Annotated in this window: 29 protein-coding genes; 8 read left to right on the top strand and 21 right to left on the bottom strand. The window is 68.8% G+C overall.

The window, feature by feature from the left end:
• Positions 1-55 precede the first annotated feature (55 nt).
• On the top strand, positions 56-283 hold the full coding sequence (locus tag DFR41_RS27500) for a hypothetical protein (RefSeq protein WP_147284410.1): 228 nt from the start codon (positions 56-58) through the stop codon (positions 281-283).
• A gap of 96 nt (positions 284-379) precedes the next feature.
• On the opposite strand, the gene DFR41_RS21670 is transcribed toward DFR41_RS27500, so the two are convergent.
• The 3 genes from DFR41_RS21670 to DFR41_RS21680 all read right to left on the bottom strand — a co-directional run bounded on the left by DFR41_RS21670 (position 380) and on the right by DFR41_RS21680 (position 1,669).
• On the bottom strand, positions 380-757 hold the full coding sequence (locus tag DFR41_RS21670; protein WP_147284411.1) for a hypothetical protein: 378 nt from the start codon (positions 755-757) through the stop codon (positions 380-382).
• Positions 758-864: 107 nt separating this feature from the next.
• Positions 865-1,308 (bottom strand): tetratricopeptide repeat protein, encoded by a 444-nt coding sequence (locus DFR41_RS21675; RefSeq protein ID WP_114804241.1) that lies wholly within the window; start codon positions 1,306-1,308, stop codon positions 865-867.
• Between the two features lie 145 nt (positions 1,309-1,453).
• Positions 1,454-1,669, bottom strand: coding sequence for a hypothetical protein (locus DFR41_RS21680; RefSeq protein WP_114804242.1), 216 nt, complete (start codon positions 1,667-1,669; stop codon positions 1,454-1,456).
• 74 nt (positions 1,670-1,743) lie between these two features.
• Between DFR41_RS21680 and DFR41_RS21685 the strand changes: the two genes are divergently transcribed.
• The 3 genes from DFR41_RS21685 to DFR41_RS21695 are packed head-to-tail and all read left to right on the top strand — an operon-like array spanning position 1,744 to position 2,624.
• Positions 1,744-1,938, top strand: a complete 195-nt coding sequence (locus tag DFR41_RS21685; RefSeq protein WP_114804243.1) for a hypothetical protein — start codon at positions 1,744-1,746, stop codon at positions 1,936-1,938.
• Positions 1,928-2,167 (top strand): hypothetical protein, encoded by a 240-nt coding sequence (locus tag DFR41_RS21690; protein WP_114804244.1) that lies wholly within the window; start codon positions 1,928-1,930, stop codon positions 2,165-2,167. Before DFR41_RS21685 ends, DFR41_RS21690 begins: the two co-directional genes overlap by 11 nt.
• A gap of 55 nt (positions 2,168-2,222) precedes the next feature.
• Positions 2,223-2,624, top strand: a complete 402-nt coding sequence (locus DFR41_RS21695) for a hypothetical protein (protein ID WP_114804245.1) — start codon at positions 2,223-2,225, stop codon at positions 2,622-2,624.
• A gap of 109 nt (positions 2,625-2,733) precedes the next feature.
• On the opposite strand, the gene DFR41_RS21700 is transcribed toward DFR41_RS21695, so the two are convergent.
• The 10 genes from DFR41_RS21700 to DFR41_RS21745 form a co-directional block, all read right to left on the bottom strand.
• Positions 2,734-3,198, bottom strand: a complete 465-nt coding sequence (locus DFR41_RS21700; RefSeq protein ID WP_114804246.1) for a phage virion morphogenesis protein — start codon at positions 3,196-3,198, stop codon at positions 2,734-2,736.
• Positions 3,198-3,698 (bottom strand): phage tail protein, encoded by a 501-nt coding sequence (locus DFR41_RS21705; protein ID WP_114804247.1) that lies wholly within the window; start codon positions 3,696-3,698, stop codon positions 3,198-3,200. The genes DFR41_RS21700 and DFR41_RS21705 overlap by 1 nt, the downstream gene beginning before the upstream one ends.
• Positions 3,695-4,240, bottom strand: coding sequence for a lysis system i-spanin subunit Rz (locus tag DFR41_RS21710; protein WP_114804248.1), 546 nt, complete (start codon positions 4,238-4,240; stop codon positions 3,695-3,697). The genes DFR41_RS21705 and DFR41_RS21710 overlap by 4 nt, the downstream gene beginning before the upstream one ends.
• A gap of 6 nt (positions 4,241-4,246) precedes the next feature.
• A complete protein-coding gene (locus DFR41_RS21715; protein WP_114804249.1) occupies positions 4,247-4,906 on the bottom strand; it encodes a glycoside hydrolase family 19 protein in 660 nt (219 codons plus the stop codon).
• On the bottom strand, positions 4,903-5,382 hold the full coding sequence (locus tag DFR41_RS21720) for a hypothetical protein (RefSeq protein ID WP_211322638.1): 480 nt from the start codon (positions 5,380-5,382) through the stop codon (positions 4,903-4,905). Before DFR41_RS21720 ends, DFR41_RS21715 begins: the two co-directional genes overlap by 4 nt.
• An 11-nt stretch (positions 5,383-5,393) precedes the next feature.
• On the bottom strand, positions 5,394-5,609 hold the full coding sequence (locus tag DFR41_RS21725; RefSeq protein WP_114804250.1) for a tail protein X: 216 nt from the start codon (positions 5,607-5,609) through the stop codon (positions 5,394-5,396).
• A gap of 2 nt (positions 5,610-5,611) precedes the next feature.
• On the bottom strand, positions 5,612-6,112 hold the full coding sequence (locus tag DFR41_RS21730) for a head completion/stabilization protein (RefSeq protein ID WP_114804251.1): 501 nt from the start codon (positions 6,110-6,112) through the stop codon (positions 5,612-5,614).
• Positions 6,113-6,209: 97 nt separating this feature from the next.
• Positions 6,210-7,160, bottom strand: coding sequence for a phage terminase small subunit (gene gpM / locus DFR41_RS21735; protein WP_114804252.1), 951 nt, complete (start codon positions 7,158-7,160; stop codon positions 6,210-6,212).
• An 11-nt stretch (positions 7,161-7,171) separates the two neighbouring features.
• Positions 7,172-8,191 carry a phage major capsid protein, P2 family gene (locus DFR41_RS21740; RefSeq protein WP_114804253.1) on the bottom strand — a complete coding sequence of 340 codons (1,020 nt, stop codon included), beginning with the start codon at positions 8,189-8,191 and terminating at the stop codon, positions 7,172-7,174.
• Positions 8,192-8,234: 43 nt separating this feature from the next.
• A complete protein-coding gene (locus DFR41_RS21745) occupies positions 8,235-9,065 on the bottom strand; it encodes a GPO family capsid scaffolding protein (RefSeq protein ID WP_114804254.1) in 831 nt (276 codons plus the stop codon).
• Positions 9,066-9,212: 147 nt separating this feature from the next.
• Between DFR41_RS21745 and DFR41_RS21750 the strand changes: the two genes are divergently transcribed.
• The 3 genes from DFR41_RS21750 to DFR41_RS27505 all read left to right on the top strand — a co-directional run bounded on the left by DFR41_RS21750 (position 9,213) and on the right by DFR41_RS27505 (position 13,946).
• A complete protein-coding gene (locus DFR41_RS21750) occupies positions 9,213-11,093 on the top strand; it encodes a terminase large subunit domain-containing protein (protein WP_114804255.1) in 1,881 nt (626 codons plus the stop codon).
• On the top strand, positions 11,090-12,169 hold the full coding sequence (locus tag DFR41_RS21755; RefSeq protein ID WP_114804256.1) for a phage portal protein: 1,080 nt from the start codon (positions 11,090-11,092) through the stop codon (positions 12,167-12,169). The genes DFR41_RS21750 and DFR41_RS21755 overlap by 4 nt, the downstream gene beginning before the upstream one ends.
• Before the next feature lie 442 nt (positions 12,170-12,611).
• The gene (locus tag DFR41_RS27505) at positions 12,612-13,946 is read left to right on the top strand and encodes a hypothetical protein (protein ID WP_147284412.1); all 1,335 of its coding nucleotides are present in this window, start codon (positions 12,612-12,614) and stop codon (positions 13,944-13,946) included.
• A 331-nt stretch (positions 13,947-14,277) separates the two neighbouring features.
• Here DFR41_RS27505 and DFR41_RS21760 read toward each other — a convergent pair whose 3' ends face one another.
• The 5 genes from DFR41_RS21760 to DFR41_RS21780 form a co-directional block, all read right to left on the bottom strand.
• Positions 14,278-14,697 carry an SRPBCC family protein gene (locus DFR41_RS21760; RefSeq protein ID WP_017758068.1) on the bottom strand — a complete coding sequence of 140 codons (420 nt, stop codon included), beginning with the start codon at positions 14,695-14,697 and terminating at the stop codon, positions 14,278-14,280.
• 400 nt (positions 14,698-15,097) lie between these two features.
• Positions 15,098-15,556 (bottom strand): DUF4124 domain-containing protein, encoded by a 459-nt coding sequence (locus DFR41_RS21765; RefSeq protein ID WP_147284413.1) that lies wholly within the window; start codon positions 15,554-15,556, stop codon positions 15,098-15,100.
• Between the two features lie 174 nt (positions 15,557-15,730).
• Positions 15,731-16,552 carry a sulfite exporter TauE/SafE family protein gene (locus DFR41_RS21770; RefSeq protein WP_114804258.1) on the bottom strand — a complete coding sequence of 274 codons (822 nt, stop codon included), beginning with the start codon at positions 16,550-16,552 and terminating at the stop codon, positions 15,731-15,733.
• A gap of 10 nt (positions 16,553-16,562) precedes the next feature.
• Entirely contained in the window at positions 16,563-18,230 is a 1,668-nt protein-coding gene (locus DFR41_RS21775; protein WP_114804259.1) for a bifunctional protein tyrosine phosphatase family protein/NAD(P)/FAD-dependent oxidoreductase, read from the bottom strand.
• A 37-nt stretch (positions 18,231-18,267) separates the two neighbouring features.
• Positions 18,268-19,164 carry an MBL fold metallo-hydrolase gene (locus tag DFR41_RS21780; RefSeq protein WP_114804260.1) on the bottom strand — a complete coding sequence of 299 codons (897 nt, stop codon included), beginning with the start codon at positions 19,162-19,164 and terminating at the stop codon, positions 18,268-18,270.
• A 206-nt stretch (positions 19,165-19,370) separates the two neighbouring features.
• Here DFR41_RS21780 and DFR41_RS21785 point away from each other — a divergent pair, with 206 nt between their 5' ends.
• A complete protein-coding gene (locus DFR41_RS21785) occupies positions 19,371-20,720 on the top strand; it encodes a sigma-54 interaction domain-containing protein (RefSeq protein ID WP_114804261.1) in 1,350 nt (449 codons plus the stop codon).
• 75 nt (positions 20,721-20,795) lie between these two features.
• On the opposite strand, the gene DFR41_RS21790 is transcribed toward DFR41_RS21785, so the two are convergent.
• The 3 genes from DFR41_RS21790 to kdpE all read right to left on the bottom strand — a co-directional run bounded on the left by DFR41_RS21790 (position 20,796) and on the right by kdpE (position 23,735).
• Positions 20,796-21,413 carry a DNA-3-methyladenine glycosylase I gene (locus DFR41_RS21790; protein ID WP_114804262.1) on the bottom strand — a complete coding sequence of 206 codons (618 nt, stop codon included), beginning with the start codon at positions 21,411-21,413 and terminating at the stop codon, positions 20,796-20,798.
• Complete coding sequence (gene nhaA, locus DFR41_RS21795) at positions 21,410-22,819, bottom strand: Na+/H+ antiporter NhaA (RefSeq protein ID WP_114804263.1); 1,410 nt, start codon at positions 22,817-22,819, stop codon at positions 21,410-21,412. Before nhaA ends, DFR41_RS21790 begins: the two co-directional genes overlap by 4 nt.
• Positions 22,820-22,997: 178 nt before the next feature.
• A complete protein-coding gene (gene kdpE / locus DFR41_RS21800) occupies positions 22,998-23,735 on the bottom strand; it encodes a two-component system response regulator KdpE (protein ID WP_114804264.1) in 738 nt (245 codons plus the stop codon).
• Positions 23,736-23,742: the final 7 nt, after the last annotated feature.

Below are 23,742 nucleotides of genomic sequence, written 5' to 3' on the forward strand. Positions count from 1 at the left end.
CCGAGAAGGCTTTAGGCACGAGCGGCTACAGTCGGCCACTACCGGACCTTCAGCAATGAAAATCGCGCCACGCTACCTCCACAAAAGCCTTTCATTTCCGGAGCCGAGTGCTGAGAAGGCCGCACTTCTCTCCTCGCTAGAAGGTGCACCAGGCTTGGTCTTGGTTGACCACGTCGAACCTCACCACAAGGGGGGTTATCGGGTCTTGCTGGAAGTCGATCAAGTCTTGCTCGATGACTTCATTACCCACATGGATGCGCAGGGGTGGATGGACGGGCTCTGACGTGTTCGCGAATGGCAGCTCTCGGGGGACTTGGCTGGCTGCTAAGGGCCCAAAGCGGACGTCCAAAGTCCACGCCCCAAAACCACTCTCCAGCGCCTATTGCTGATCCGACTCCCTATCCGGGTCCGCCTTGAAGTCGTCGATTGTGGCGTTCGGGTTGCCCCTGAGCTTCTTGCGCATGCTTTCGTGAGTACCTGAAGCATCCCTTAAGTCACCCCCGAGGTTGAGCAACAACTGTTCGGCTTCCTCATCGTGATCGGGGCCTTGGCGCACGAGCGCCTCAGCCTGCTGCAACGTATCGCGGCAGCGCACGTACATGCCAATGGCTTCAAGTCTGGGGCGCACGGCTTCGAGTCCCTCGTAGATGCGCGGGAAGCCATGTGACAAATAGAACTCGTTGATGCCACGACGATAGAGCGTGACGTTACCCGCCATGCCTTGAACATCGCGCTCGAACTGGGGCAGTGTTGTCATGGTCTTCATTGGAAATGCGCGGACTTCTCTTTGGCTGTTGAGACCCAGGATGGCCGCTTCTGGCCGAATTCTGCCCGACGGCCGCAGGGTGCCCGCAGCGTAGTACGTCACCACACGCCGGAAGCGGGCGGAGCAAGCTTCGTTTTCAAAAACGCGAAGTACTTGGGGTCGTCTAGAGCAAATATCTCCTTTCCCTCCAGCATGTACGCTCTTGCCAGATGTTCTGCTGCCACTTCGTTTTGCCCTCGCTCAAGTGCGCATTGGCCGAGGCGCAGATGAAGGAAGGGGTTGCCGAAACCACTTGGACAGCGCATCGCGTACTCCATTGCCTCTGAACCTGAGACGAAGAAGCCGCCGAGGAAGCATGCGTCGCCTATGGCGGCGAGAATCCAGGTACTGGACTCCCAATCGGCCTGCGGTGCTGGCAATAACACCCAAGCCTTGTTGTACGTCGCGATTGCCTCTTTATAGAGCCGCTGCTCAGCAAGCGCGTCCCCGTCAGCGCAGATCTGCTTGATATCTGCGTGGATGGCACTCGGCAAGTCGTTCATGGCGATTGGTGAACTGAAGGGAGGGCGGGAAGGTGAGCTTCTGGCCTGATTGTGTTGGTGATGCGAACGGCTGCTGCTGGCCGGTAGAAGCCAGCGAGAGCCTAGCACCAGCCGCGGGCGCTCCCACTGCCCCGAACGGGCGATTTCAGAACGGCGCCGGCGACCTCACCACCTCCACCGGCCCAATCCCGTTGTAGACCACCGCCCCGCTGGAGCTGGTCACCACCCACCGCCCATTGATGCCCTCGCCGGGCTTGATGTCGTACTCCTCGGGCGGGAGCGGCAGCACGATCTCGTCTTGCACGCGGTCGCTGTACCAGGCCGGCACGCGCAGCAGGGTGGGGTGTCCGAAGAGGCTCATGGGAGGGTCTAGGTGATGTCAACTAGGGTTGCCGAATACTGTGCAAATGTACAGTGTTTGGCTAGACTGGCCGCATGAACACCCAAGACGACGAAACCTGGATCGCGGCCTGCGCGCACCGCCTCCAGCTGCACTGGCGCACGGTCGACCCCATCGAGCTGGAGGCGACGGCGCGCGAGATTGCGCATGACACCCAGCTGCGCGCGCTGGCCCCCAGCCTGGCGGCCTCGCGCTGGCTTGCGCCCATCGAGGCGCCGCATGGCGGTTGAGCAGCTGCTGATTGCCGTGTGTGGGGCCCTGGCGGCTTGGCTGTCGCAGGACGCGCGGCGCGACCGGGCGCGGTGGGCTTGCCTGTTCGGGCTGGCCAGTCAGCCCTTCTTTCTGGCTGCGACGTGGCGGGCCGGGCAGTGGGGCATGTTCGCGCTGGCCCTGCTGTACACGGCGGCCTGGATGCGCGGCGCCTGGGCCTACTGGCTCGCGCCGGCGTGGCGGCGCTGATCGTGCTGATGCCGGTATGTGGGCAGTACACCGACTTAGGAGCCGTGGCGTCCGGATGGACAAGGAATGGGTAGTCGCGGACGTCAACGTGGGCCGGCTTTGCCTGCGGGAGCGCGACTATGACCCTCGGCCGTCGCGCAAACGCATGGCGGCATTTCTGGGCTGGCCAGATTCGCGCGAGGGTTTTGTGATCCCGCCGCTCCAGTCGGCCAGGGTGGTCAAGATCATCGACCGCGGGGTCCTGATCGCTGGCTTCGAGCTGCGCGAATCTGCGGTCGATCCGAAGTCGATCCGGCGGGAGCGCTTCGCACAGACGTGGTGGTGTTTGCCGGTTCTTTTCGATGAGACGCCGGCGGCCGGCCCGGCCGCTTTGCCGGGGGCGAAGGAGGACTGGCGCATGCGATCCTCACGCGAATACATGGAGCGGATAGGCCTGCTGCCGCGCGGCTCTGTGTAGCGCCCAAGGGCATGTTCGCCGCGGCGGTCATGTAGTCGGGTGCTGGAAGCCGCGGGGGTTTGGGCCTACTGCCTCGCGCCGGCGTGGCGGCGCTGAGGGGTAGCCGGCGTCAGGCGCCCAGGGCGCCGACCAGCAGGGCCTCGATGGCCTGCACGTCTGCATCGCTCAGGCCCAGCAGCTCGCGCCGCGCGTAGCGCACGGTCGGGCTGCCGGCCCGGCGCCAGTCCACGCTGTCGCGCAGGCCGTACTGGTGGACGCGGGCGATGCGCGCGGCCCGCGGGTCGATGGCGACCGTGGCGCGGTCTGCGGTGGCGGACTTCTTGAGGAAACGGGCGGTGCGCAGCCGCTCGAACATGCCGCGGCGGATGGCGCCCTTGCGCCGGCGGATGGTGCGGGGCTTGCGTGCCTCGTAGGCGCTGCCGTCCGGGTTGCGCTGGGCGGCGATGCGCGCGGCCTGGCTCTGGCGCAGCGTGGTGCTGATCTCGGCCATGAGCTGGCGGCGCCGCTGCGGCGTCAGGCGGGCCAGCAGGGGGCCGGCCCAGCCGGCCAGGTCGTCGAGCGGGTCGGCGGCCATCAGCGGATTTCCTCGGCCACGTGCCACTCGGCGCCGATCTGCTCGCCCAGGTACAGGGCGTAATCGCCCGTCGCGTAGGGCGCGGGGTGGTAGGGCTCCGGCACGTGGCGCACGTCGAGCCGGCGCCGGCCGCCGGGCTCGGTGGATTCCTTGACGGCCACCGTCTCCGACAGGTCCACCTGGATCTCCACGTCGGCGGTGTCGTGGTTGAGCAGCTCGGCATGGAAGCGCAGGGCCTTCTCGCGCAGCGACGGATTCAGCGCAATGTCGGGCTGGCAGGTGCGCAGCCAGGCGAGCAGGGGCACGGCCAGGGTGTCGAGGTCTCCGGCGTAGTCGAGCACGGTGAGGACGAGCGTGTACTCGTAGCGGAACGAGAGCGAGGGGCCGCCGGCGGCGACCAAGCGGCCGGACTCGATGAAGACGGTCAGCCGGTCGGGGTTGGCCTGGAGGTGGGGCACGGCCTCTTCGAGGTAGCGGCGCAGGCTGGCGGGCTTCTTCATGGCTGGGCGGGCTGGCTGGGCGGGGCGTGGCCGGCGGCGTTCACTCGGGCGCGGGCGGCGTCGTAGGCGTCGAGGCAGGTGTTGAGGTCGTGGGTGGCGTCGTCGCCGTCTCCGGCGATGGCGACAAGGTCTGCAGCAGCCTCTGGCGCAAGTTCGGCGCGCGCCTGGCCAGGTTGAGCGGGGGCAGCACCGGGCAGAGCTGCGCCGGTGCCGGCGGCGGGCTCGCGGGTAGGGACTGACAGGCGGACAGTGCCAGCGCGCACGCCAGCAAGAAGAGACGCGAGGGCTTGGGTGTCATGGGCCTTGGCTTTCTGGTGGTCGGTGATGAGCTGCGCCAGCGTGTCGCCGAGGGCGGCGCTGTGCTGCAGGGCCTGGGCGGCGGCGGTGGCGGTGCCTTGGGCGGTGCGGGCCTTGTCGGCGTTCCAGTCGGCCAGCACGGCGCTGCGGCCGGACTGGACGCCGGCGGCGTGGGTGGCCCAGAGCACGGCGCCGACGAGCGCGGCGAGGGCCAGGCGCAGCAGCAGGGGCAGGGCGGTGGCCATGGCGGTTCAGGCGGGCATGGCGGCGGTGGCGGCGGTGCTGGCCAGCGCTTCGAGGGCGCGCTCGCAGCGCTCGCGCCGGTCCTGCGCGCCGGCCATGGCGCGGCCGTTGATGGCCCGGGTGATGGCGTCGATGGCCCAGGCGTCGGCCTGGGCGTTCAGGCCGTTGTCGACCCAGTAGGCCGCGGCGGCCTGGGTGGCGGCCAGGGGCTGGGTGAGCAGGTCGGGCGAGGCGACGACGGGCAGGCGGGTCTGCTGCTGGACGCGGGCGTAGTTGTCGTGGCCGGTGTTGCCGATGAGGCCGCGGGCACGGTAGCGCCAGCCGTCGCCGCTGGCCTCGTCGCCGTTGCCGTTGACGCCGGCATAGACGCGGTTGGCCAGGGCCTTGGGGTTGCGCAGGTAGGTGCGCGCATCGTCCAGGCCGCGCAGGCGGGTGCGGAAGACCTGCAGGAGCCGCTCGGGCGTGGTGTAGAACAGGTTTTCTTCCAGCCGCGTGAAGCCGGCGGACTCGTGGCTGCACTGGCCGATGAAGGCGGCGAGGCGGCGCGGGGTGTCGATGGCGTAGGCGGCGCACACGTCGGCCAGCGGGGCCATGAAGGTGCGCGCGGCGGTGGGGTTGATGCCGGCGGCGACGAGGGCCGGCAGCGTGAGCAGGGCGCGCGCGCTCATTGGCCGGTGCCCTTGGCCGCGTTGGTGGCGGTGCCGGCGAGGGCGCCGCGGGCGTCGCTCACGGCGTCGCTGGCCAGCTCGGCGATGTCGCGGCCTTTGCGCCGCTCCAGCCAGGTGAAGACGGCGGCCACGATCCACGGGCCGGGGATGGAGCACACCACGAACACGCAGCCGCTGACGAGGAAGAAGCCGGCCACGGGCGGCAGCAGCGCATGGCTGGCCAGGGCCTCGGCGGCGGTGAAGGCCTCGGGGTAGTGGTGCACCAGCGCGACGAGGGCGGCGGTGCCGACCACGAAGCTGCTGACCAGGCAGGCAGTGACGCGGTTGACGAGGTCGTTGTGCGGCGCGTCGGCACGCAGGGGCACGTAGCGCAGGCCCAGCCAGAAGGCGATGAGCGAGGCGACGACGGGCAGGGTGAGCAGGGCGAGCTTGTAGCCGGCGACGCTGCCGGCGGCGGTGGTGGTGGGTTCGGACATGGGGGCGGCTTTCAATCCCAGAGCTGGATGGTGTTGGTGGTGGCGGCGGGGGTTGTGGGCGGATCGGGCAGGGTGACGGCCTGGCCCAGGGGCAGGACGGGGCCGAGGGCGGCAAGGCCGGGATTCAAGGCATAGGCGGCCTCGGTGACGCCGGCGGTGGTGCCCAGGTGCCGCAGGCAAAGCAGGTCGAGGGTGTCGCCCTGGCGTGCGGTGACGGTCTGAGGCATGGCTAGATCAGCTCCACGGCGGTGCGGCTGAGGCCCAGGATGTCGCGGATGGCCCAGCGGGCGTCGCGGCGGTGCTGCTCGGCCTGCAGGTTGCGGGTGGCGTCTTCGTCGTCCTTGCGGGCGCGGCCGGTGCTGTCGTAGTCCGCATACCGCTCCAGCAGGTTGGCGTGCGCGAGGCTGTAGACGGCACGGCGAAAGCGCAGCACCTGCACGCTGGTGCTGTTGATGCTGGGGGCGGGCACGTCGGCCAGGGTGGCGTGGCCTTCCAGCTGCTGGACGGCGGCCCAGGCGATGAGTTCGGCCATGGTGTGGGCCAGGGCCTCGGTGGCGGCGTGCTGCAGGCGGGCGGCGTTGACGGTGCCGTCCAGGCGCTGGGTGTCGCGCAGCTCGGCCAAGTCGATGACGGGCCAGAAGGCATCGCCGGCCTGCAGGGTGCCGAGCGGGGCCGGGTCTTGCGGGGGCGTGGTGCGCACGAGGGGCGGGGCGGCGGCGATCAGGGACATGGCGGTGGGGGGAATAGGTGGGCGGTGGCCGCAGCGCGTTGCCGTGAAGGCTCAGCCTTTGGCGCAGCGCTGCGGGCCGCCCGGCACGTGGGGGTGCTCAGTGGCCGCGCGACTTGGCCGGGCCGCGCTTGGGGGTGCGGGGCCTGGGCGGGTCGGCGGGGTGTTCGGTGGAGGTGCTGCTGGCAGCGGGGGCCGCGGGCTTGGCGGCGCTGTCGGGCTGCAGTTGCGCGCTGGCCTGGCCCTTGGCCTCGGCTTCTGTCTGGGCCTGCAGGGCAGCGGCGCGGCGGGTGACGCGCTCGATGTCCTTCTTGACGCCGCTGTCGCTGGCGAGCTGCAGGGCGCGTTGCAGGTGCTCCTGCGCGACGGCCAGACGCTCGGGGCTGAGCGCGGCAAGGTCGGGGTCTTCGGCGGTCTGCACCTTGCCCAGGGCGGCATAGGCAATGGCCTTGTGCAGCTTGGCGCGGGCCTGGTCGGGCGCGTCGTGGCCGGTGGTCAGCTCCAGGGCGCGCATGAGCAGGCGGGCGGTGGTGGCCAGCTGCTCGGCGGGGCTCGCGCTGCTGTAGGGCGTGCCGACGAGGGCGGGCTTGCCGTCGTCGGTCTGGCCGACTTCGAGCGGGGCCCATTTGCCGGTGAGGTAGGCGGTGGAAAGCTCGTCGATGACGGCCACGGCGGGCGTGCGCTCGAACTGGTCGGGCAGGGTGAGGCCATGCGCGAGCACATAGGCGGCGATGTCGAGCGCGAGGGTGTAGGCGCCGGCGTCGATGGCCCACACCATGCAGGTGCTGAGCACGCGGTCCTGCGCGCCGGTGCCGCTGCGCAGGGCCTCGGCGATCCAGTCGAAGTAGGCGGGCAGCAGCTGGGCCTTGACCTCGCATTTGCGGGTGATGGACTGCAGGCCCTTGAGGTGGCGGCGGTCGGCGGCGAGCTTGGCCAGCATGAGCTGGTAGGCGTCGCCGGTGAGTTCGCCGTGCGGGTCTGCGGCGGCGGCCTGCTGCTGGGCTTTTTCCTGCAGCACGCGGGCGCGGTGGCGTTGGGCGGGGCTGAGCATGGCGGGCCGCGTCAGGCGTTGGCGATCTCGATCTTCTCGATGAGGGCGGCGCGGCCGTTGTCCTCGATCACGTAGGCGTCGTTCGAGCTTTCGAAGTTCTCGATCCGGTCGCGCTTGGGGTTCTCGATGACCATGCGGCGCCGGCCACCGGTCTGGTAGTAGCGCGACAGGTTGTCGAAGGTGGTGATGAGGATGGCGTTGTCGGGGAAGTAGGGCACGCTCGCGGCCTGCAGGCCGCCCACGCGCTTCTGGCTGATGACGACATCGGCGGCCAGCGTCTCGGTGGGCGCGTTGTTGGTGTTGACGAGCGGGAAGTACTTGTCGTGCAGCAGCTTGCGGCCCAGGATGGCCACGAGGCCGGGGTCTTGCTGGAACCACGGATCGAGCAGCGTGATGGCGTCGTAGACGGCGGCGTCGAGGTTCTTGTAGTCGGTGCCGGCGGCGCTGCCGATCTTGACCTTGCCGGGGGTCGAACCGCTGGCCATGACGTTCTCGGGCGCGTCTTCGCGCAGGTGCTGCAGCCAGCCCTTGTTGACGTCCTGCAGCAGGGGGTTCTGTGCCAGGTTGGTGTTGGCGGCAATGCTGGTGCCGTTGAAGCCGATGCACATGATGTCGAGCGCCTGCCGCTGCAGGATGGCGTTGGCCACGCGGGTCTGGAAGTCGGGGAACTTGGCCCAGGCGTCGAGCTTGGCGTAACCGATGTGCGTGTCGCTGTCGGTCTTGGTGCAGATGTAGCCGCGCTGGTCGAGCGTGGTGATGTCGCGGGTCTGGCGGTCGGCCTGGCTGGTGTCGGTGCGGCTGGCGGCGGGGCCGGACAGACCGAGGCCGAGCTTCGCGCCCTGCTGCTCGGTGACGCCCACCATGTTGATGCGGCCGAGGAAGTCGCTGGACTCCTGCATCTTGGTTTCGAGCTTCTGCTGGACCGAGGGGGCGACGGTGAAGGTCTTGGTGACGTCGTCGGCGTGGACGCCGTTGAGCTGGGCCAGGCGGGCCAGATAGGCGGAGAACAGGGGACGGGTGAGCTGGTGCATGTGCGTGCGTGCGGTGAGGGTTGCGGGTGTGCGCCGGGCAGGCTCAGAACTCGGTTTGCACCTGGCCGGCGCCGCCGGTGGCGGTGGGACGGCCGGGGTTGGCGGGGGTCTTGTCGAGCACGGCGAACTTCTCGCGCAGGGTCTTGACCTCGGCCTGCAGGGACTCGATGGCGCTGGTGTTGGCCTTGATGCCGGCGGCGGTGTGGTCGGCGTGCTCGGTGAAGGCGTCGCCGATCTTCTTGAAGCCTTCGGCCACCAGGCCGAAGCGCTCGTCGTCGGTCTTGGCCTTGCCGGTGAATCGCTCGATGGCGGCGGTGATGTTGGCCTTGAACTTGGCCAGGGCGCCGCTGTCGTCGTCGGCGCCTTCCAGCTCCAGGGTGAACTCCAGGGCCTCGCTGATGAGGTTCTCGGGGTGGGCCTTGCGCTGGGTGAAGGGGCTGGCGTTGGGGTGCTGGGCGGCGAAGGCGAGGGCTTCGGTGCCCAGGCTCGCGGGGTTGTCGGTGACGGCCAGGCCGACGAGGTAGGCCTTGCCGGTGTCGGCGAACTTGGGTGCCACCTCGATGCTGGTGTAGATCTTCTGGCGCTTCTTGCTGAGGGCCACCAGCTCGGGCGTAGGGTCGATCTGCGCGAAGAGGGCCAGCTTCTTGGCGCCGCCGATGTCGACCTCTTCGGTCTTGACGGCCAGCACGTCGCCATAGGCGCGGAAGGGGCTGTCGGGGAGGATGCCCTTGTAGTGCTCCAGGTTGACGCGCGCGCCGTAGGTGGCGGGGCTGTAGCTGGCGGCGATCTGCTCCAGCCAGGAGCGTTCGATGGTGCGGCCATCGGAGGTGGCGCCTTCGACGGCGACGCGGAAGAACTTGGATTTGGCGGCCATGTGCGGTGCGGTGTGTGGTGGCGTTTTGGATGGGTGGTCCCATGTTGGACGCCGTGCCGCGCACGTTCAACGCACGGCGTTGCGCCGTGTGCCGGGTAGAGATCGAAGGGCTGGAGATGCGGGGTTGCGGTAGGCACGCTAGGTGCCATGCACACACCACAGGGAGAGAGCACCGCGCGTCGCGCGAAGGGCTCCAGCATTGAGAAAGCCGCAGGGGCTGCGGTCGCGGCCGGGTCGGTGGCCGCCGCGCTGTCCGATCAGATTGCCACGGGCGGCAGCAATCCGCAAGGACGCCGCACGCATGCGCGCTTCCTCTACTTTCAGGGTTGGCGATGCAAGCAGATCGCGGAGTTTCTGCAGCTGCCGCCATCGACCGTTTATGGGTGGAAGGACGCCGAGCGCTGGGACGAGGCTGCGCCGCTGGAGCGCGTGAATGGCGCGCTGGAGATGCGGCTGGTGCAGCTGGTGTTGAAGGACCAGAAGACCGGCGGCGACTTCAAGGAGATCGACCTGCTGGGCCGCCAGTTGGAGCGCACGGCGCGCGTGGAGCGCTATCAGCACACGGGCAAGGAAGGCGACCTGAATCCGGCCATCGCCGAGCGCACCCGCGCGATGAACGCGGCGCCGCGCAAGCGGGGGCGCAACGAGTTCACGGCCGAGCAGTTGGAGCAGCTGGAGGCGCTGCTGCTGGAGCAGAACTATCCGTTCCATCAGACGTGGTACGAGAACCAGCGGCAGCGGCTGCGCATGCTGCTCAAGTCGCGGCAGATTGGGGCGACCTTCTACTTTGCGCACGAGGCGCTGCTGAGTGCGGCGAAGGAGGGGCGCAACAAGCTTTTCTTGAGCGCCTCGAAGGCGCAGGCGCATCAGTTCCGCAGCTACATCGTGGACTTCGCGAAGCAGGTGGGCGTGGAGCTGCGGGGGGAGAACATCAAGCTTTGGAACGGCGCGGAGTTGATCTTCCTGGGCACCAACGCGATGACCGCGCAAAGCTACCACGGGGACTTTTACTTCGATGAGTTCTTCTGGGTGCCGCGCTTCAAGGTCATCAACAAGCTGGCCAGCGCGATGGCGGCGCACAAGCATTGGCGGAAGACCTACTTCTCCACGCCGTCGGCGATGTCGCACGAGGCCTACCCGTTCTGGACGGGCGAGGACCGCAACAAGGGCAAGGCGAAGAAGGACCACGTGCGCATCGACACCAGCCACAAGGCCCTGAGCGGTGGCGTGCTGTGCGCGGATCGGAAGTGGCGGCACATCGTGACGGTGGCCGATGCGGCGGCGGCAGGCTTCGACCTGTTCGACATCGAAGAGCTGCGGCAGGAGTACACGGCCGAGGAGTTCGCCAATCTGTTCATGTGCGAGTTCATCGACGACAGCGCATCGCTGTTCAGCCTGGCGGAGATGCAGGCGTGCATGGTGGATTCGTGGGAGGAGTGGGCGGCGGACTTCAAGCCGCTGGCCCTGCGGCCCTTCGGGCACGAGCCCGTGGTGGTGGGCTATGACCCATCGGACACCGGCGACGCCGCGGCGCTGGTGGTGCTTGCGTTGCCCCGCGCTCCGGGCGATCCCTTCCGCGTGCTGCATCGCGAGCAGTTCAAAGGCGCCGACTTCGAGGCCCAGGCCGAGGCCATCCGGCGCGTGACCCAGCAATACAACGTGGTGCACATCGGCATCGATGCCACGGGCATGGGGGAGGGCGTCCACCAGATCGTGGCGAAGTTCTTCCCCAACGCGCGGGCCTACAAGTACAGCCCCGAGGTCAAGGCGCGCCTGGTGCTCAAGGCCAAGCAGGTCATCAGCAAGGGGCGCCTGCAGTTCGACGTGGGCATGACGGACCTGGCGGCGGCCTTCATGGCCATCCGCAAGACGTTGACGGCCAGCGGTCGCAGCGTGACCTACGACGCCGGCCGCTCGCAGGAGGCCGGCCACGCCGACCTGGCCTGGGCAACGATGCACGCGCTGGACTACGAAACCTTGGCCGGCGATGTCGTCGGCGGCCGTTCCTTCATGGAGATCTTCGAATGAGCAAACGACGTGCACGCCATGGCAGTGCCAGCATCACCAGCAGCAGCGCCGCGCGCGTCCTCTCGGCAGCCGCTGAGAGCGGGGCGCCGGCCGAGCCCGCTTCGCCAGCCGCGCCGGTGGCGTTCACCTTCGGCGACCCTGAACCTGTCTCGCGGCTGCGGCTCATGGACTACGTGGAGGCCATGTTCAATGGCCGGTGGTACGAGCCCCCGCTGCCGCTCGACGGCATGGCCCGGGCGTTTCGCGCGGCGCCGCATCACAGCAGCTCGATCTACCTCAAGCGCAACCTGCTGGTGTCGCTGTTCCAGCCGCATCCGCTGCTGTCGCGCAGCACCTTCGCGGCGTGGGTTCTGGATTTCCTGATCTTCGGCAACGCCTACCTCGAAGCGCCCCGCTCGATGATGGGCAGCGTGCTGGAGCTGCGCCGCAGCCTGGCGCTGTACACGCGGCGCGGGAAGGAAGAAGGGCAGTTCTTCTTCGTGCCCAGCTATCAGCAGGAGCACGAGTTTGCGCGCGGCTCGGTGTTCCAGCTGCAGGAGGATGACTTGGCCCAGGAGGTGTACGGTCTGCCCGAGTACCTGAGCGCGCTGCACGCCACTTGGCTAAACGAGGCGGCCACCGTCTTCCGCCGCCGCTACTACGAGAACGGCAGCCATGCGGGCTTCATCCTTTACCTCACGGACACCCAGCTGAGCAGCACCGACGCCGACGCCCTCAAGGAGGCATTGAAGAAGTCCAAGGGCCCAGGCAACTTTCGGAACCTCTGCCTGTATGCCCCAGGCGGCAAGCCCGAGGGCCTGAAGCTCATCCCGGTCAGCGAGGTTGCCGCCAAGGACGACTTCCTGTCCATCAAGAACGCCAGCCGAGACGACGTGCTGGCCGCCCACCGCGTGCCGCCTGGCCTGCTCGGCATCATCCCCAACAACACCGGCGGCTTCGGCAACGCCGGCGAGGCCGCGCAGATCTTCTTCCAGAACGAGATCGCCCCCCTCCAGCAGCGTCTCATGGCCGTCAACGACTGGCTCGGCCAGGAGGTGGTGCGCTTCGCGCCCTACGAGCTGCCCGCTGCCGCGTAGCCCCGCACCGACCGCGCCACGGCCAGAGCACCACGCGCCCCCAGGGCGCTTTTTTTCGTCCCTACCTCGCTGCCCCCTGCCGTGATGCGGCGCACCCGCCCTGCAGGCCATACGCACGCCGCAGCGCCCTCCGGACGCCACCCCGCCGCCCGCCAATCCCCCGAAGCAGTCGCCCCTGCCCCTCGGCGCGCAGACGAGCCCCCACCGCGCCTGCGCTCTTGTCCTGTGAATTTTTACGACTGTGTGGTGGCACCTCCTGCCGAGCCACACGGCAGCGAACTCAGCGTTTCATACGGTTATGGGAAATCACGAAATCGCAAGGCGCAGCGACTCTGGTCTGGTTCAAGGTGGTCCGAGTTGCCCCTGCGTCGTCGGTAGGTTTGGCCGAGAGCCCCCGGGCTCAATCTAGTTAACATTGATTAACACTCTTGAGGAGACGACTTTGCAAGCGTTGGCGGCTTACTCGTTCGAGGCGAACGGCATTGATTCCAGCAGAAGAGTGGATCAGGTAGCGCTGTTGGTAGACGATTGGTTGGCAGGAAAGGGCGCTGTCAACCCCCAGTTGGCAGAGGGCGAATTCGTATCAAAAACTGGAGATAAAACTGGGCAGTTCGCCAGAGCCGTGATCAGAAGTGGATCGGACGTCCTCCACGAGGTGGAGTTGATCGAGACCGCTCACACCGGCGATATGTTCACGACGAGTCTTCAGTTTGCATCCTCGGGCGATGCTGTATCGGTCTACGCTTCTTTGGGCGCTGCACCAGGCCAATCGCGGGTCGCGCCGATTGCCGTGTATCCGCGCTGTCCACTGATCATTCGGACCCTGATTGCCAACTTTTCCGATTGGAGATTTGCCGGTCAAGAGGTGCCGCTCTCAACAGTATTCGATGCCACGACTGACGATGCGGCGCGACAGCTCTGCGACGCCCTGCGGTCTAAGACCCGCCGACTCCCCATCATCGTTGTCTCGAATGATGAGGATGAGCTAGTGTGGCGAGGGCTTCAGAACAAGCTGGCGGACGAACTGATTGGCCTCGCTGACGTCGCAGTGGTGAGCGCTGAGTCATCTTGGGTACTCACAGATGAGCTAGGTCCTCGCGACTCGTGCTACCTGGGAGCAGTGAGGCTGTACTGGCCTGGAGGACGAGCCGATGGCTCCCTCCTGGGCATCAACTGGCGGGCCGGACGTTTGGGGGCATTTGGTAAGGATGGCAAAGGCCGACATCGCTTCCTAGCGCTGATGCGACGCGAGGTGATGTCAGTAGCTGCGCTGACAATGCCCAGTCCGACAGTCTTTCGACGAATCCGAAGCGAGGCGGAGAAAGAGCGTCTGAGGTCGCTTACGGATGGTGCGCGTGACCGAGAGCTTGACTCGATTGTTGAGGAAAACTCACGGTTGACTGCCCGGCTTGAGGCCGCGGAAGGCACGATTCAAACGCTGCGCTGGAAGATGGCCGCAGGCGCCATGTACGCGGAGCGCAAGGGCGACGCGGCCGACGATGGTGCAGATGTCGAGCAAGCCGAAGACGGGCCGGAGGCTCGGCCGGCGCCAGCGGCCGGAGAGACGCGTTACTACAAAAAAATCGGAAGCGGCGGTGGCGTAGATGCATTGGTGATAACAAAGGCCTGCTCGCACAGAGAAGCTAATTGGCGTCCTGCCTTCAAGGGTGATCAAGCAGAGAAGGGCTTGCTGAAGCTGGAAGGGCGAAATGACTGGAAGAGCATTGCACACTGCAGCTCTTGCACAGGCGGGGGGCGCTGGCGGGTTCATTGGTGAAGGAAGCTGCTCAACAGTTTTCTCATTCTCGGAAGTCTGGGTCACAGTTGCTTACGGGCTATATGCACCTACCGAACTGCCGCACTGGGGTAGGGGGGCTATGACTGTCGAGGCCGGTCACTAGACCGCATCAGTGACCGAATATCCATCCCTAAATCTGGTCCCAAATGCGCGATCTGCAGCGTTCCGGCGCGTAGGCTCTCACTCGGGAGCGCCCCGCTCGGACTCGCCAGATTCCCCCTCGAAGGGGTTCGAATCCCTCCGTTTCCGCCAAGTCCTTCGCATAAAAAGCCGTTGATCTTCAACGGCTTTTTTCATTTCTGAGATGCGCTCACGTCCCGGGTAGCTCCGCATGCGCCTTCATGGCGGCGAGGCCTGCTTCGATCATCGTGGCAATGGCCGGCGCGAGGAAGTGCGGGAGCACGTCGGCGGTCCAGAGGACGCGGCAGCGACCTTCTCCGTCCGGCTGCACCTCTGCGGATGCGTTGTGGTGCTTGAGCCGACCGCCCACGGCGCTCCATGCGATGCGGCGGCGCGTGTCATCGATGTCCACGATGAGTTCGCGCGCTTCCAAGTCATTGCCGAAGCGCAGCTTTCGCACCTGCAGGCCATCCGCGCCGACGGGCTCCATGTCGCAGGCCACGACAAAGCCGGGTACCAGCCGCGTGTGCAGCGCGCCAGGATCGCGCATCGCGTCCCAGAGCTGCTCGGCGGGGGCTTCGATATTGATCTCTCGGTGGATGGTGGCCATCTGGGGCTCTCCAGGGAAGAACCCCATCTTAGGCGCCACCGAATGGCGCATTCGCCGGAACCGGACATTTCCACCCGCTGGGGCGACGCGCTTGCCCATGCGGATTTTCAGGCCCGGGATGGAACAACTTCAGGCACGTCCTGGCTGACCTCGCTTCGCCACTTTTCTCGTCCTGCGCCCACTCGCGACCTGCGTCGTCGGCGGGGGCGGGGGCGGGGGCGGGGCGCGGCGTTGCGGGCGTATGGCGCACACGGCGCTGAGACGATGACGCCTGGCTCGTGCACGAGCCCATGCGCGGCTTGCACAGGCCGGGCGCTCTGGGACGCTCAGTACCGCGGACTTGACCAGGCGATCGGGTTTGCATCGCTGGAGTCTCCGACGCCGCGGACAGGCGGGACCCTCAGCAGTCCAGGTCGGCGAACCTGCGTCTCAACTGCCATAGGCGTACATCGGCACGGCCACGTTCCTCAGCAGTGGCGGCGTCCGTCCGGCTTCTCTGCGCGGCCAGCATCGGGTCCAGTCGATCGCATTCCCGGCGAGCCGTGGGGCTGAGTGCTTGGCGGTGGGTGGCGGTCTTCCATTGGGCATCGTCCATGCCGGTCAACGGGCGCACGGCTCGGCCGATCTGCTCGTTGAATTCGAGTCGCTGGACGTCCCGGCCCTTGCGGCTTTGACCGCTCCAGCGGTCGGCGCCCTGGGTGGGGGTGGCATCGATCTCGATGGCGCCCACGCATGGCGCGTGGCTGTATTCGACTTTGCCCTGAGTGACGCATTTGTAGACCGCCTTTTGGGCGTGCACGGGGGGCGCCGTGAGGACCAGCGCCGTGAGGGGTACGAGAAGCAGCAAGGCGCGATTCATCGTGCCAGTCTCACACGGCCGGAGACTGCCTGGCGCGAAGGCTTCATCCATTCGACGGAGCGTCGCAGCGACGACCGGTAGCAGCAACGCCATAGGTGTCCATGCCGCCGCTGAGGAGTCACCCACCGGCTACCCCAGAGCCTGCCGCCTGCCGCAGTGCGATTCCTGGCCTCTCTACAGCGCCAACACCCCCAGCCCGCGCAGCAGCACCAGCACCGCCACCACGCCGGCCGTCGCACCGAAGGCCTGCTGCAGCCGCGCGCCCGCCAGCCTTGCACCCAGGCGGCGGCCGGCGAGCAAGGCCAGCACGGCGCCGGCGGCAAAGGGCAGGGCCACGTCCCAGGCGACGGCGCCCTGTGACGCGGCGCCGGCCACGCCGCCCACCGACACCAGCGCGATCACGGCCAGCGAGGTGGCGACGATGCCGCGGATGGGCACATTCGAGAAGGCGCCCAGCATCGGCACGATGACGAAGCCGCCACCCACACCCAGCAGCCCGCTGAGCAGGCCCGAGAGCGCGCCCGTGACGCCCAGGGCCAGCACGCAGGGCGACACCAGCCGCAACTGCCCACGCACCGGGTCAAGCCGGCACACCTGCAGCGTCGATGGCGCGGACGGCCCGGCCGGTACCGGAGCCAGCGATTGGCGGATGCTGCGCACCGCCACCCAGGCCAGCACCAGCGAGAAGCCCACCATCAGCGGCGCATTGGGCAGCCGGTGCGCCAGCATCACACCCAGTGGCGCGAAGGCCATGCCCGTCACGCCGATGATGACCGCGGCGCGGTAGCGCACCTTGCCCTCGCGCAGCGCCAGCACCGCGCCCAGGGCCGAGGCCAGCCCCACCGCGATCAGGCCGACCGGCGCCGCCTGCACCATGCTCAGGTGCAGTCCGAAGACCAGCAGCGGCACCGCCAGGATGCCGCCCCCCGCGCCGCTGAGGGCCAGCACCAGGCCCACGGCGGCGCCCATCGACAGGCTGATGAGCAGGGCGGTCATGGCGCCACCCTCACTCGGTCAAGGCCGGCTCGGCCAGCCATTCGCGGCCCTTGAGCATGCCGGACCAGTACATGGGCGGCAGCACCCGGTCCTTCAGGTACCAGGCCAGCGTCGATGGACGCCTACCGTCGATCAGCCACTTGGGAAAGGTCGGCGCCACCTTGCCGCCGTAGACGAATTCGGCCAGCACGATCTTGCCGCGCTCCACGGTAAGCGGACATGAGCCGTAGCCGTCGTAGCGCGCCTCGCCCTTGGCGTGGCCCAGCGCCGCCAGCAGGTTGTGCGCCACCACCGGCGCCTGCTTGCGCGCTGCGGCGGCCGTTTTGGCGTTGGTGGTGTTGGCACAGTCGCCCAGCGCGAAGACATTGGCATGTCGCTTGTGGCGCAGCGTGGCCGGGTCCACGTCCACCCAGCCGGCCGCGTCGGCCAGCGGGCTCACGCGCACGAAGTCGGGGGCAGCCTGCGGCGGCACCACGTGCAGCAGGTCGAAGTCCTTCAGGATGGCTTCCTTCCGACCGTCCGCGTGCGTGTGGATGAAGGTGGCCCGCCGGGCCGGCCCGTCCACCGCCACCAGCTGGTGGCCGAAGTTGAGGTGCACGCCATAGGCCGCGATGTATTCCATGAGCGCGGGCACGTAGTCGGCCACGCCGAAGAGCACGGCGCCCGCGTTGCAGAACTCGATGTCGATCTGGTCCAGCACGCCCTGCCGCCGCCAGTGGTCGGCCGACAGGTACATCGCCTTCTGCGGCGCGCCCGCGCACTTGATGGGCATGGGCGGCTGGGTGAAGACGGCCTTGCCGCCGCGCAGCCGCTGCACCAGCTCCCAGGTGTAGGGTGCCAAGTCGTAGCGGTAGTTGGAGGTCACGCCATGGCGGCCCAGCGTCTCGGGCAGGCCGGGAATGGCCTGCCAGTCCAGTTTGAGCCCCGGGCAGACCACCAACTGGCGGTAGCCTACGACTCGGCAGCCGTCGAGCACGACGGCGTCGCGCTCGGGCTCGAAGGCGGCCACGGCACCCTTGAGCCAGCGCACGCCGCGTGGCAGTACCGAGGCCATGGTGCGCGCAGTCACCTCGGGCTTGAATACGCCAGCGCCCACCATGGTCCAGCCGGGCTGGTAGTAGTGCACCTCGGCCGGGTCGATGATGGCGATGTCCAGATCGCGGCGGCGCGCGAGCAGGCTGGCCGCCACGGCCACGCCGGCGGCGCCACCACCCACGATGACGACGTCGTGCGTGGCATCGACTGCATCGCCGGGCATCTGGCCGCCGTTGGCCACGCGGCGGACCACGGCCTGCAGGTCATAGCCGGCCGACCGGGCGCGCTGCAGGATCTCGGGCAGCGGTAGCCTTGTGGCCTGCGACAGCGCCCACAGCGTGGCCGAGCGCGTGCCCGTTCGGCAGTAGGCGAACACCGGCTTGGGCAGGCTGGCCAGCAGCACGCCGAAGGCCTGGGCGTCCTCGTCGCGCACCTTGCCCGATTCGACAGGCAGGTGATGCACCGGCAGGCCGCAGGCCTGCGCGGCCTGGGCGATCTCGGCAAAGCCGGGCTGGTCGACGCCTTCGCCGTCCGGGCGGTTGCAGAGGATCGCGCGGTAGCCCGCGGCGGCCAGCGCGGCGACGTCGGCGGGCGTGATCTGCGGGCCGACGGCGATGTCGGCATTCAGGGTCCTGATGTCCATGGCGTGTCTCCTTGATGTGGCTTCCGGGCGGCGGTGCTCAGAGGGCATCGACCGGGATCTTCAGGTAGCGCCGGCCATCGGCCTCCGGCTCGGGCAGGTGGCCGGCGCGCATGTTGACCTGCACCGAGGGCAGGATCAGCACCGGCATGGCCAGCGTCGCGTCCCGCGCCCGGCGCATGGCGACGAAGTGGTCCTCGTCGATGCCGTCGTGCACATGGACGTTGTGCGCGCGCTGCTCGGCCACCGTGCTCACCCACTGCAGCGGGCGGCCGCCGGGCTGGTAGTCGTGGCACATGTACAGCCGCGTGCGGGGCGGCAGGGCCAGCACGCGGCGGATGGAGCGAAACAGGGTGTGCGCGTCCCCGCCCGGAAAGTCGCAGCGGGCCGTGCCGTAGTCGGGAATGAACAGCGTGTCGCCCACGAAGACCGCGATGTCGGCGTCCTCGTCCGTGCCCGAGCGCACGACGTAGGTCATGCAGGCGGGCGTGTGGCCCGGCGTGTGCATGGCCTCCACCTGCAGCTTGCCCACTTGGAAGGTCTCGCCGTCCTCGAACAGGTGGTCGAACTGCCGCCCGTCGCTGGCGAAGCCTTCGCCCGCGTTGAACAGCGCGCCGAAGACCTGCTGCACGCGCGTGATGCGGTTGCCGATGCCGATGCGCCCACCCAACTGCTGCTGCAGGTAGGGCGCGGCGGTGAGGTGGTCGGCATGCACATGCGTTTCCAGGATCCAGGCCACCGTGGCGCCCAGCTCGCGGACCCGGGCGATGAGGCGGTCGGCGGGCCCGTGGGAGGTGCGGCCCGACTTGGGGTCGTAGCCGAGCACGCTGTCCACCAGGGCACATTGGTGCGTGGCGGGATCGAGCACCAGATAGCTCAGTGTCCAGGTGTCTGGATCGAAGAAATGCTCGATATGCAGGGTGGCAGCGGATGGCATGGCGTCTCCTTGGCAGATGGTTTGCCCTGGATCAATCCAATATCCATGCCGCGGCGGCCGCTTGCCGAGGAGTACGTGCAAGTGGTTGAAATAAAAGGAACTCTTTCACGGGGTGACACGGCGCGATGGTGCGGCTGCGCCTGTCATGGCAGTTGAGCTGCCATCCTGGCACTGCCAGAATGGCAGTCTTGCGCAAGGAGTGCCCCATGCCCCCGTCGTCCCCGATTGCCGCTCCCGCCATCGACAGCCTGGTCAACTACCTGGAGCACGACGCCGTGCCCACCATCGTGATGGACCCGGACTACACCATCCTGGCGGGCAACGCGGCCTATCGCCGGCAGTTCGGCGTCAAGGCGCGCCCCTTCCTCGGGCAGAAGTGCTACCGCGTCTCGCACGGCTACGACGCCCCCTGCGACCAGTCCGGCGAGCACTGCCCGATGAAGCATGCCCGCGACACCCGCGCGCCCGACCGCGTGCTCCATGTGCATCACACGCCGCGCGGCCCGGAGCATGTGGACGTGGAACTGCGGCCCATCCCGGCCGCCGACGGCACCATCGCCGCCTATGTAGAGCGGCTGACCACGCTGCGCCATGCCTCGCCGCAGGCGAGCCGTGCGCGGCTCATCGGCCATTCGGTCGCCTTCAACAAGGCCCTTTCGGCCGTGCAGCGGGTGGCGCCCTCGCGGCTGCCCGTGCTGCTGCAGGGCGAATCGGGCACGGGCAAGGAACTGTTCGCCCGTGCCGTGCACGAGACGAGCGCGCGCGCGCAGGGGCCGTTCGTCATCGTGGACTGCTCGGGCCTGACCGAGACGCTGTTCGAAAGCGAACTCTTCGGCTACGAGAAGGGCGCCTTCACGGGCGCCCATGCGCGCAAGGCCGGACTCGTCGAGACGGCCGAGGGCGGCACGCTCTTCCTCGACGAGATCGGCGACGTGCCGCTGGCGCTGCAGGTCAAGCTGTTGCGCCTCCTGGAGAGCGGCACCTTCCGCCGCGTGGGCTCCGTGCAGATGCAGCGGGCGGACGTGCGCCTGGTGGCCGCGACCCATCTGCCGCTGGAGGCCATGATGCAGGCCGGCCGCTTCCGCAAGGACCTGTACTTCCGTCTGAGCGCCTTTCCCATCCACCTGCCGCCGCTGCGCGAGCGGGTGGAGGACCTGCCGGTGCTGGTGCAGACCCTGTTGCAGCAGGAGTCGGCCCCGAACGCCTGGCGCATCGACGCGGCCGCCATGGCGCGGCTGGCGCGCTACGCCTGGCCCGGCAACGTGCGCGAATTGCGCAACGTGATCGAGCGCGCCAAGCTGCTGGCCGATGGCGGCGAGGTGCGCGAGGGCCACCTGCCGGATGCGCTGCTCGCCGCCACCCAGGCGGGTGCAGCATCGGCGACAGGCGCGGTCCCCGCCGCGCCCCGGGCCTCCGGCCCGAGCGACGCCGAACTGCAGCGCCTGGCCGCCGACCGTGGCCTCAGCCGCAAGGCCCTGGCGCAGCAACTGGGCCTGAGCGAACGCACGCTCTATCGGCGGCTCAAGGCGCTGGGCGGGGCGCTGCCCGCCGACTGAGCGCCTCATCGAACCACGCGCCTGCGGGCGGGACAGGGCGACGCGACGTCGCGGCCGGCGCTCAGCCGCAGCCGTTCAGCCGCGGCCCGTGGGTGGCTGGAAGCGCGCCCGTGCCTGCACCGCCTTCTCGCGGAAGGCGCAGCCCGCCGCATGGTCGTTGACCAGGCCCATCGCCTGCATGAAGGCGTACACCGTGGTCGGGCCGACGAACTTCCAGCCGCGCTTCTTGAGGTCCTTGGACATGGCGATGGAGGCGGGGGAGGTGGCGCGCACCGTCATGCCGTCGCCGCGGTCGGCCGGCACCTCGTGCCGCCACACATAGGCGGCCAGCGAGCCTTCGCGGACGATGAGTTCCTGCGCGCAGCGGGCGTTGTGGATGGCCGCCTCGATCTTGCCGCGGTGGCGCACGATGCCCGCGTCCTGCAGCAGCCGCTCGACATCCGACTCGCCGAAGGCGGCCACGCGCGCGATGTCGAAGCCGAGGAATGCGGCGCGGAAGTTCTCGCGCTTGTTCAGGATCGTCAGCCAGTTCAGGCCGGACTGGAAGCCTTCCAGGCACAGCTTTTCGAAGAGGCGCCGGTCGTCGGCCACGGGATAGCCCCATTCGTCGTCGTGGTAGGCGCCGTACTGCGGCGTGGCGGCGCACCAGCGGCAGCGTTCGTGGCCGTCGGGGCCGGGCAGGGTGGTCATCATGGGCGGTCGTCGGCCAGGGAGGGGTGGGAAAGGTCGTGCGGCACGGCGTCCGTCCGCGCTGCGCGGCGACGATACACCGCGCCCCAGCCCAACCCCAGCACGGCCGCCACCACCGAAGCACCCAGCACGCCCAACTTGGCGGCCGCCAGCAGGTCTGGATCGGCGAAGGCCAGCATGGCGATGAAGATGGACATGGTGAAGCCGATGCCGGCCAGCAGGCCCACCAGCCAGATGCCGCCCCAGTCCACGCCCGGTGGCAGCCGGCACAGCCCGCTGCGCACCATCAGCCAGCTGGCGCCGACGATGCCCAGCGGCTTGCCTGCCACCAGCGCCACCATCACGCCCGCCATCACCCAGGCCGCCGCGCCGGCATCGCCGCCGCCACCGCCCAGGTGCACGCCGGCGTTGGCCAGCGCGAAGATCGGCATCACGCCGAAGGCGACCCAGGGATGCAGCGCCATCTGCACACGCGAGACCGGCGGCACCAGCTCGCGCTGGGCCAACAGCAGTTGGCGCCGCGGATGCAGCAGGGCTGCAGGTGCAGCGCCCACGCGTGCGTCCTGTGCCGCGCTGCGCAGGTGCGTGGCAGCCTCGTCGATCAGCTCCTGGGCCGGCAGGCCCAGGCGGCCGGGGCGCACCGGCGTCATCAGGCCCAGCACCACGCCGGCCAGGGTCGGGTGCGCGCCGGTCATCAGGATGCCGCCCCACAGCACGGCGCCCGGCAGCACATAGGCCCAGGCCGAGCCGGCACCGATGCGCTGCAGGCCCAGCACCATCAGCACGCCGAGGGCCGCCACCGCAAAGCCGGCCGGCGCCAGTCCGCCGGAGTAGAAGAGGGCGATGATCAGCACCGCGATCACGTCGTCGATGATGGCCAGGGCCAGCAGGAAGACGCGCACGTTGCCCGGGATGCCGCGCCCCAGCAGCGCGAGCACGCCGACCGCAAAGGCGATGTCGGTGGCCGTGGGCACGGCCCAGCCGGATTGCTGCACGGGGTCGTGGTTGAGCGCCAGGTACAGCAGCGCCGGAACGGCCACGCCGCCCAGCGCGGCACCGATGGGCAGCAGCGCCTGTCGCAGGTTGGATAGCGCGCCTTCGTGGATCTCGCGGCGGATCTCCATGCCGACGACCAGGAAGAACAGCGTCATCAGGCCGTCGTTGATCCAGAAGTGCAGCGAGGGCGCCGCGGACCAGGCGCCGACGGTCAGGCCCACCGGCAGGTGCCACAGCGCGTCGTAGCTGTCCCGCCATGCCGAGTTGGCCCACAGCAGGGCGAAGGCAGCGGCGGCCAGCAGCACGATGCCACTGACGGCTTCGATGTGGAGGAAGCGTTCGAAGGCCGCGAAGGCGCGTTGGGCGATGCGCTGCGCGCGCGGAAGGGCGTGGGGCGTGGCTGTCCGATGCATGGACGGATCTCCAGGAGCAATCCGCGAGGCGGCCCGACCTTCGCGACTCCTGCGTGGCGCCCATCTGCGCCTCGCACCCAAGCCCACGATCATAGCCCGCGGGCCGGCGCGACCCTGGGCGCACCGGCCGGTGTCGCGTGTGCGGCCTGTCCCACGACCGCGCTGGCTGCGGTGCCGTTCAGCCCGGCTGCAGCACCAGCCGGTAGCCCACGCCAGTCTCCGTCAACAGGTGCCGCGGCTGGGCCGGGTCCAGCTCCAGCTTCTGCCGCAGATGGCCCATGTAGACGCGCAGGTAGTGGCTCTGCTCGGCATGCGAAGGGCCCCACACCTCGCGCAGCAGTTGGCGATGGGTCAGCACCCGGCCCGCATTGGCGATCAGCGTGCACAGGAGCCGGTACTCGGTGGGCGTGAGATGCAGGGGATCGCCGCCGCGCCGCACCTGGCGGTTCATGCGGTCGACTTCGACGGCGCCTTCACCCTCGCCGAAGCGGAACACCGGGTCGGCCTGGACTTCGCCGACCGCGCGAGGCCGCCGTAGGTTGGCCCGCACGCGTGCCAGCAGCTCGCCGGTGCCGAAGGGCTTGGTGAGGTAGTCGTCGGCGCCGGCGTCCAGCGCGGCGATCTTGTCGGCCTCGTCGCTGCGGGCCGAGAGCACGATGATCGGCACGCCCGACCAGCCCCGCACGTCGCGGATCAGCTCGAGACCGTCGCCGTCGGGCAGGCCCAGGTCCAGCACCAGCAGGTCGGGCTGGCGGGTGCCGGCCATGGCCAGGCCCTCACGCAGCTCGCCGGCCTCGTGCACCTGCCAGCCCTCGGCCTCCAGCGCGCCGCGCACGAAGCGGCGGATCTGCGGCTCGTCCTCGATGACGACGGCGGTGGGGCTGGAAGCGGAGGGCGGCGGGGCGGCGACAGGCATGGCGGAA

The sequence above is a fragment of the Pseudacidovorax intermedius genome, from assembly GCF_003350475.1.
In the GTDB taxonomy this organism is placed as follows: domain Bacteria; phylum Pseudomonadota; class Gammaproteobacteria; order Burkholderiales; family Burkholderiaceae_C; genus Xenophilus; species Xenophilus intermedius.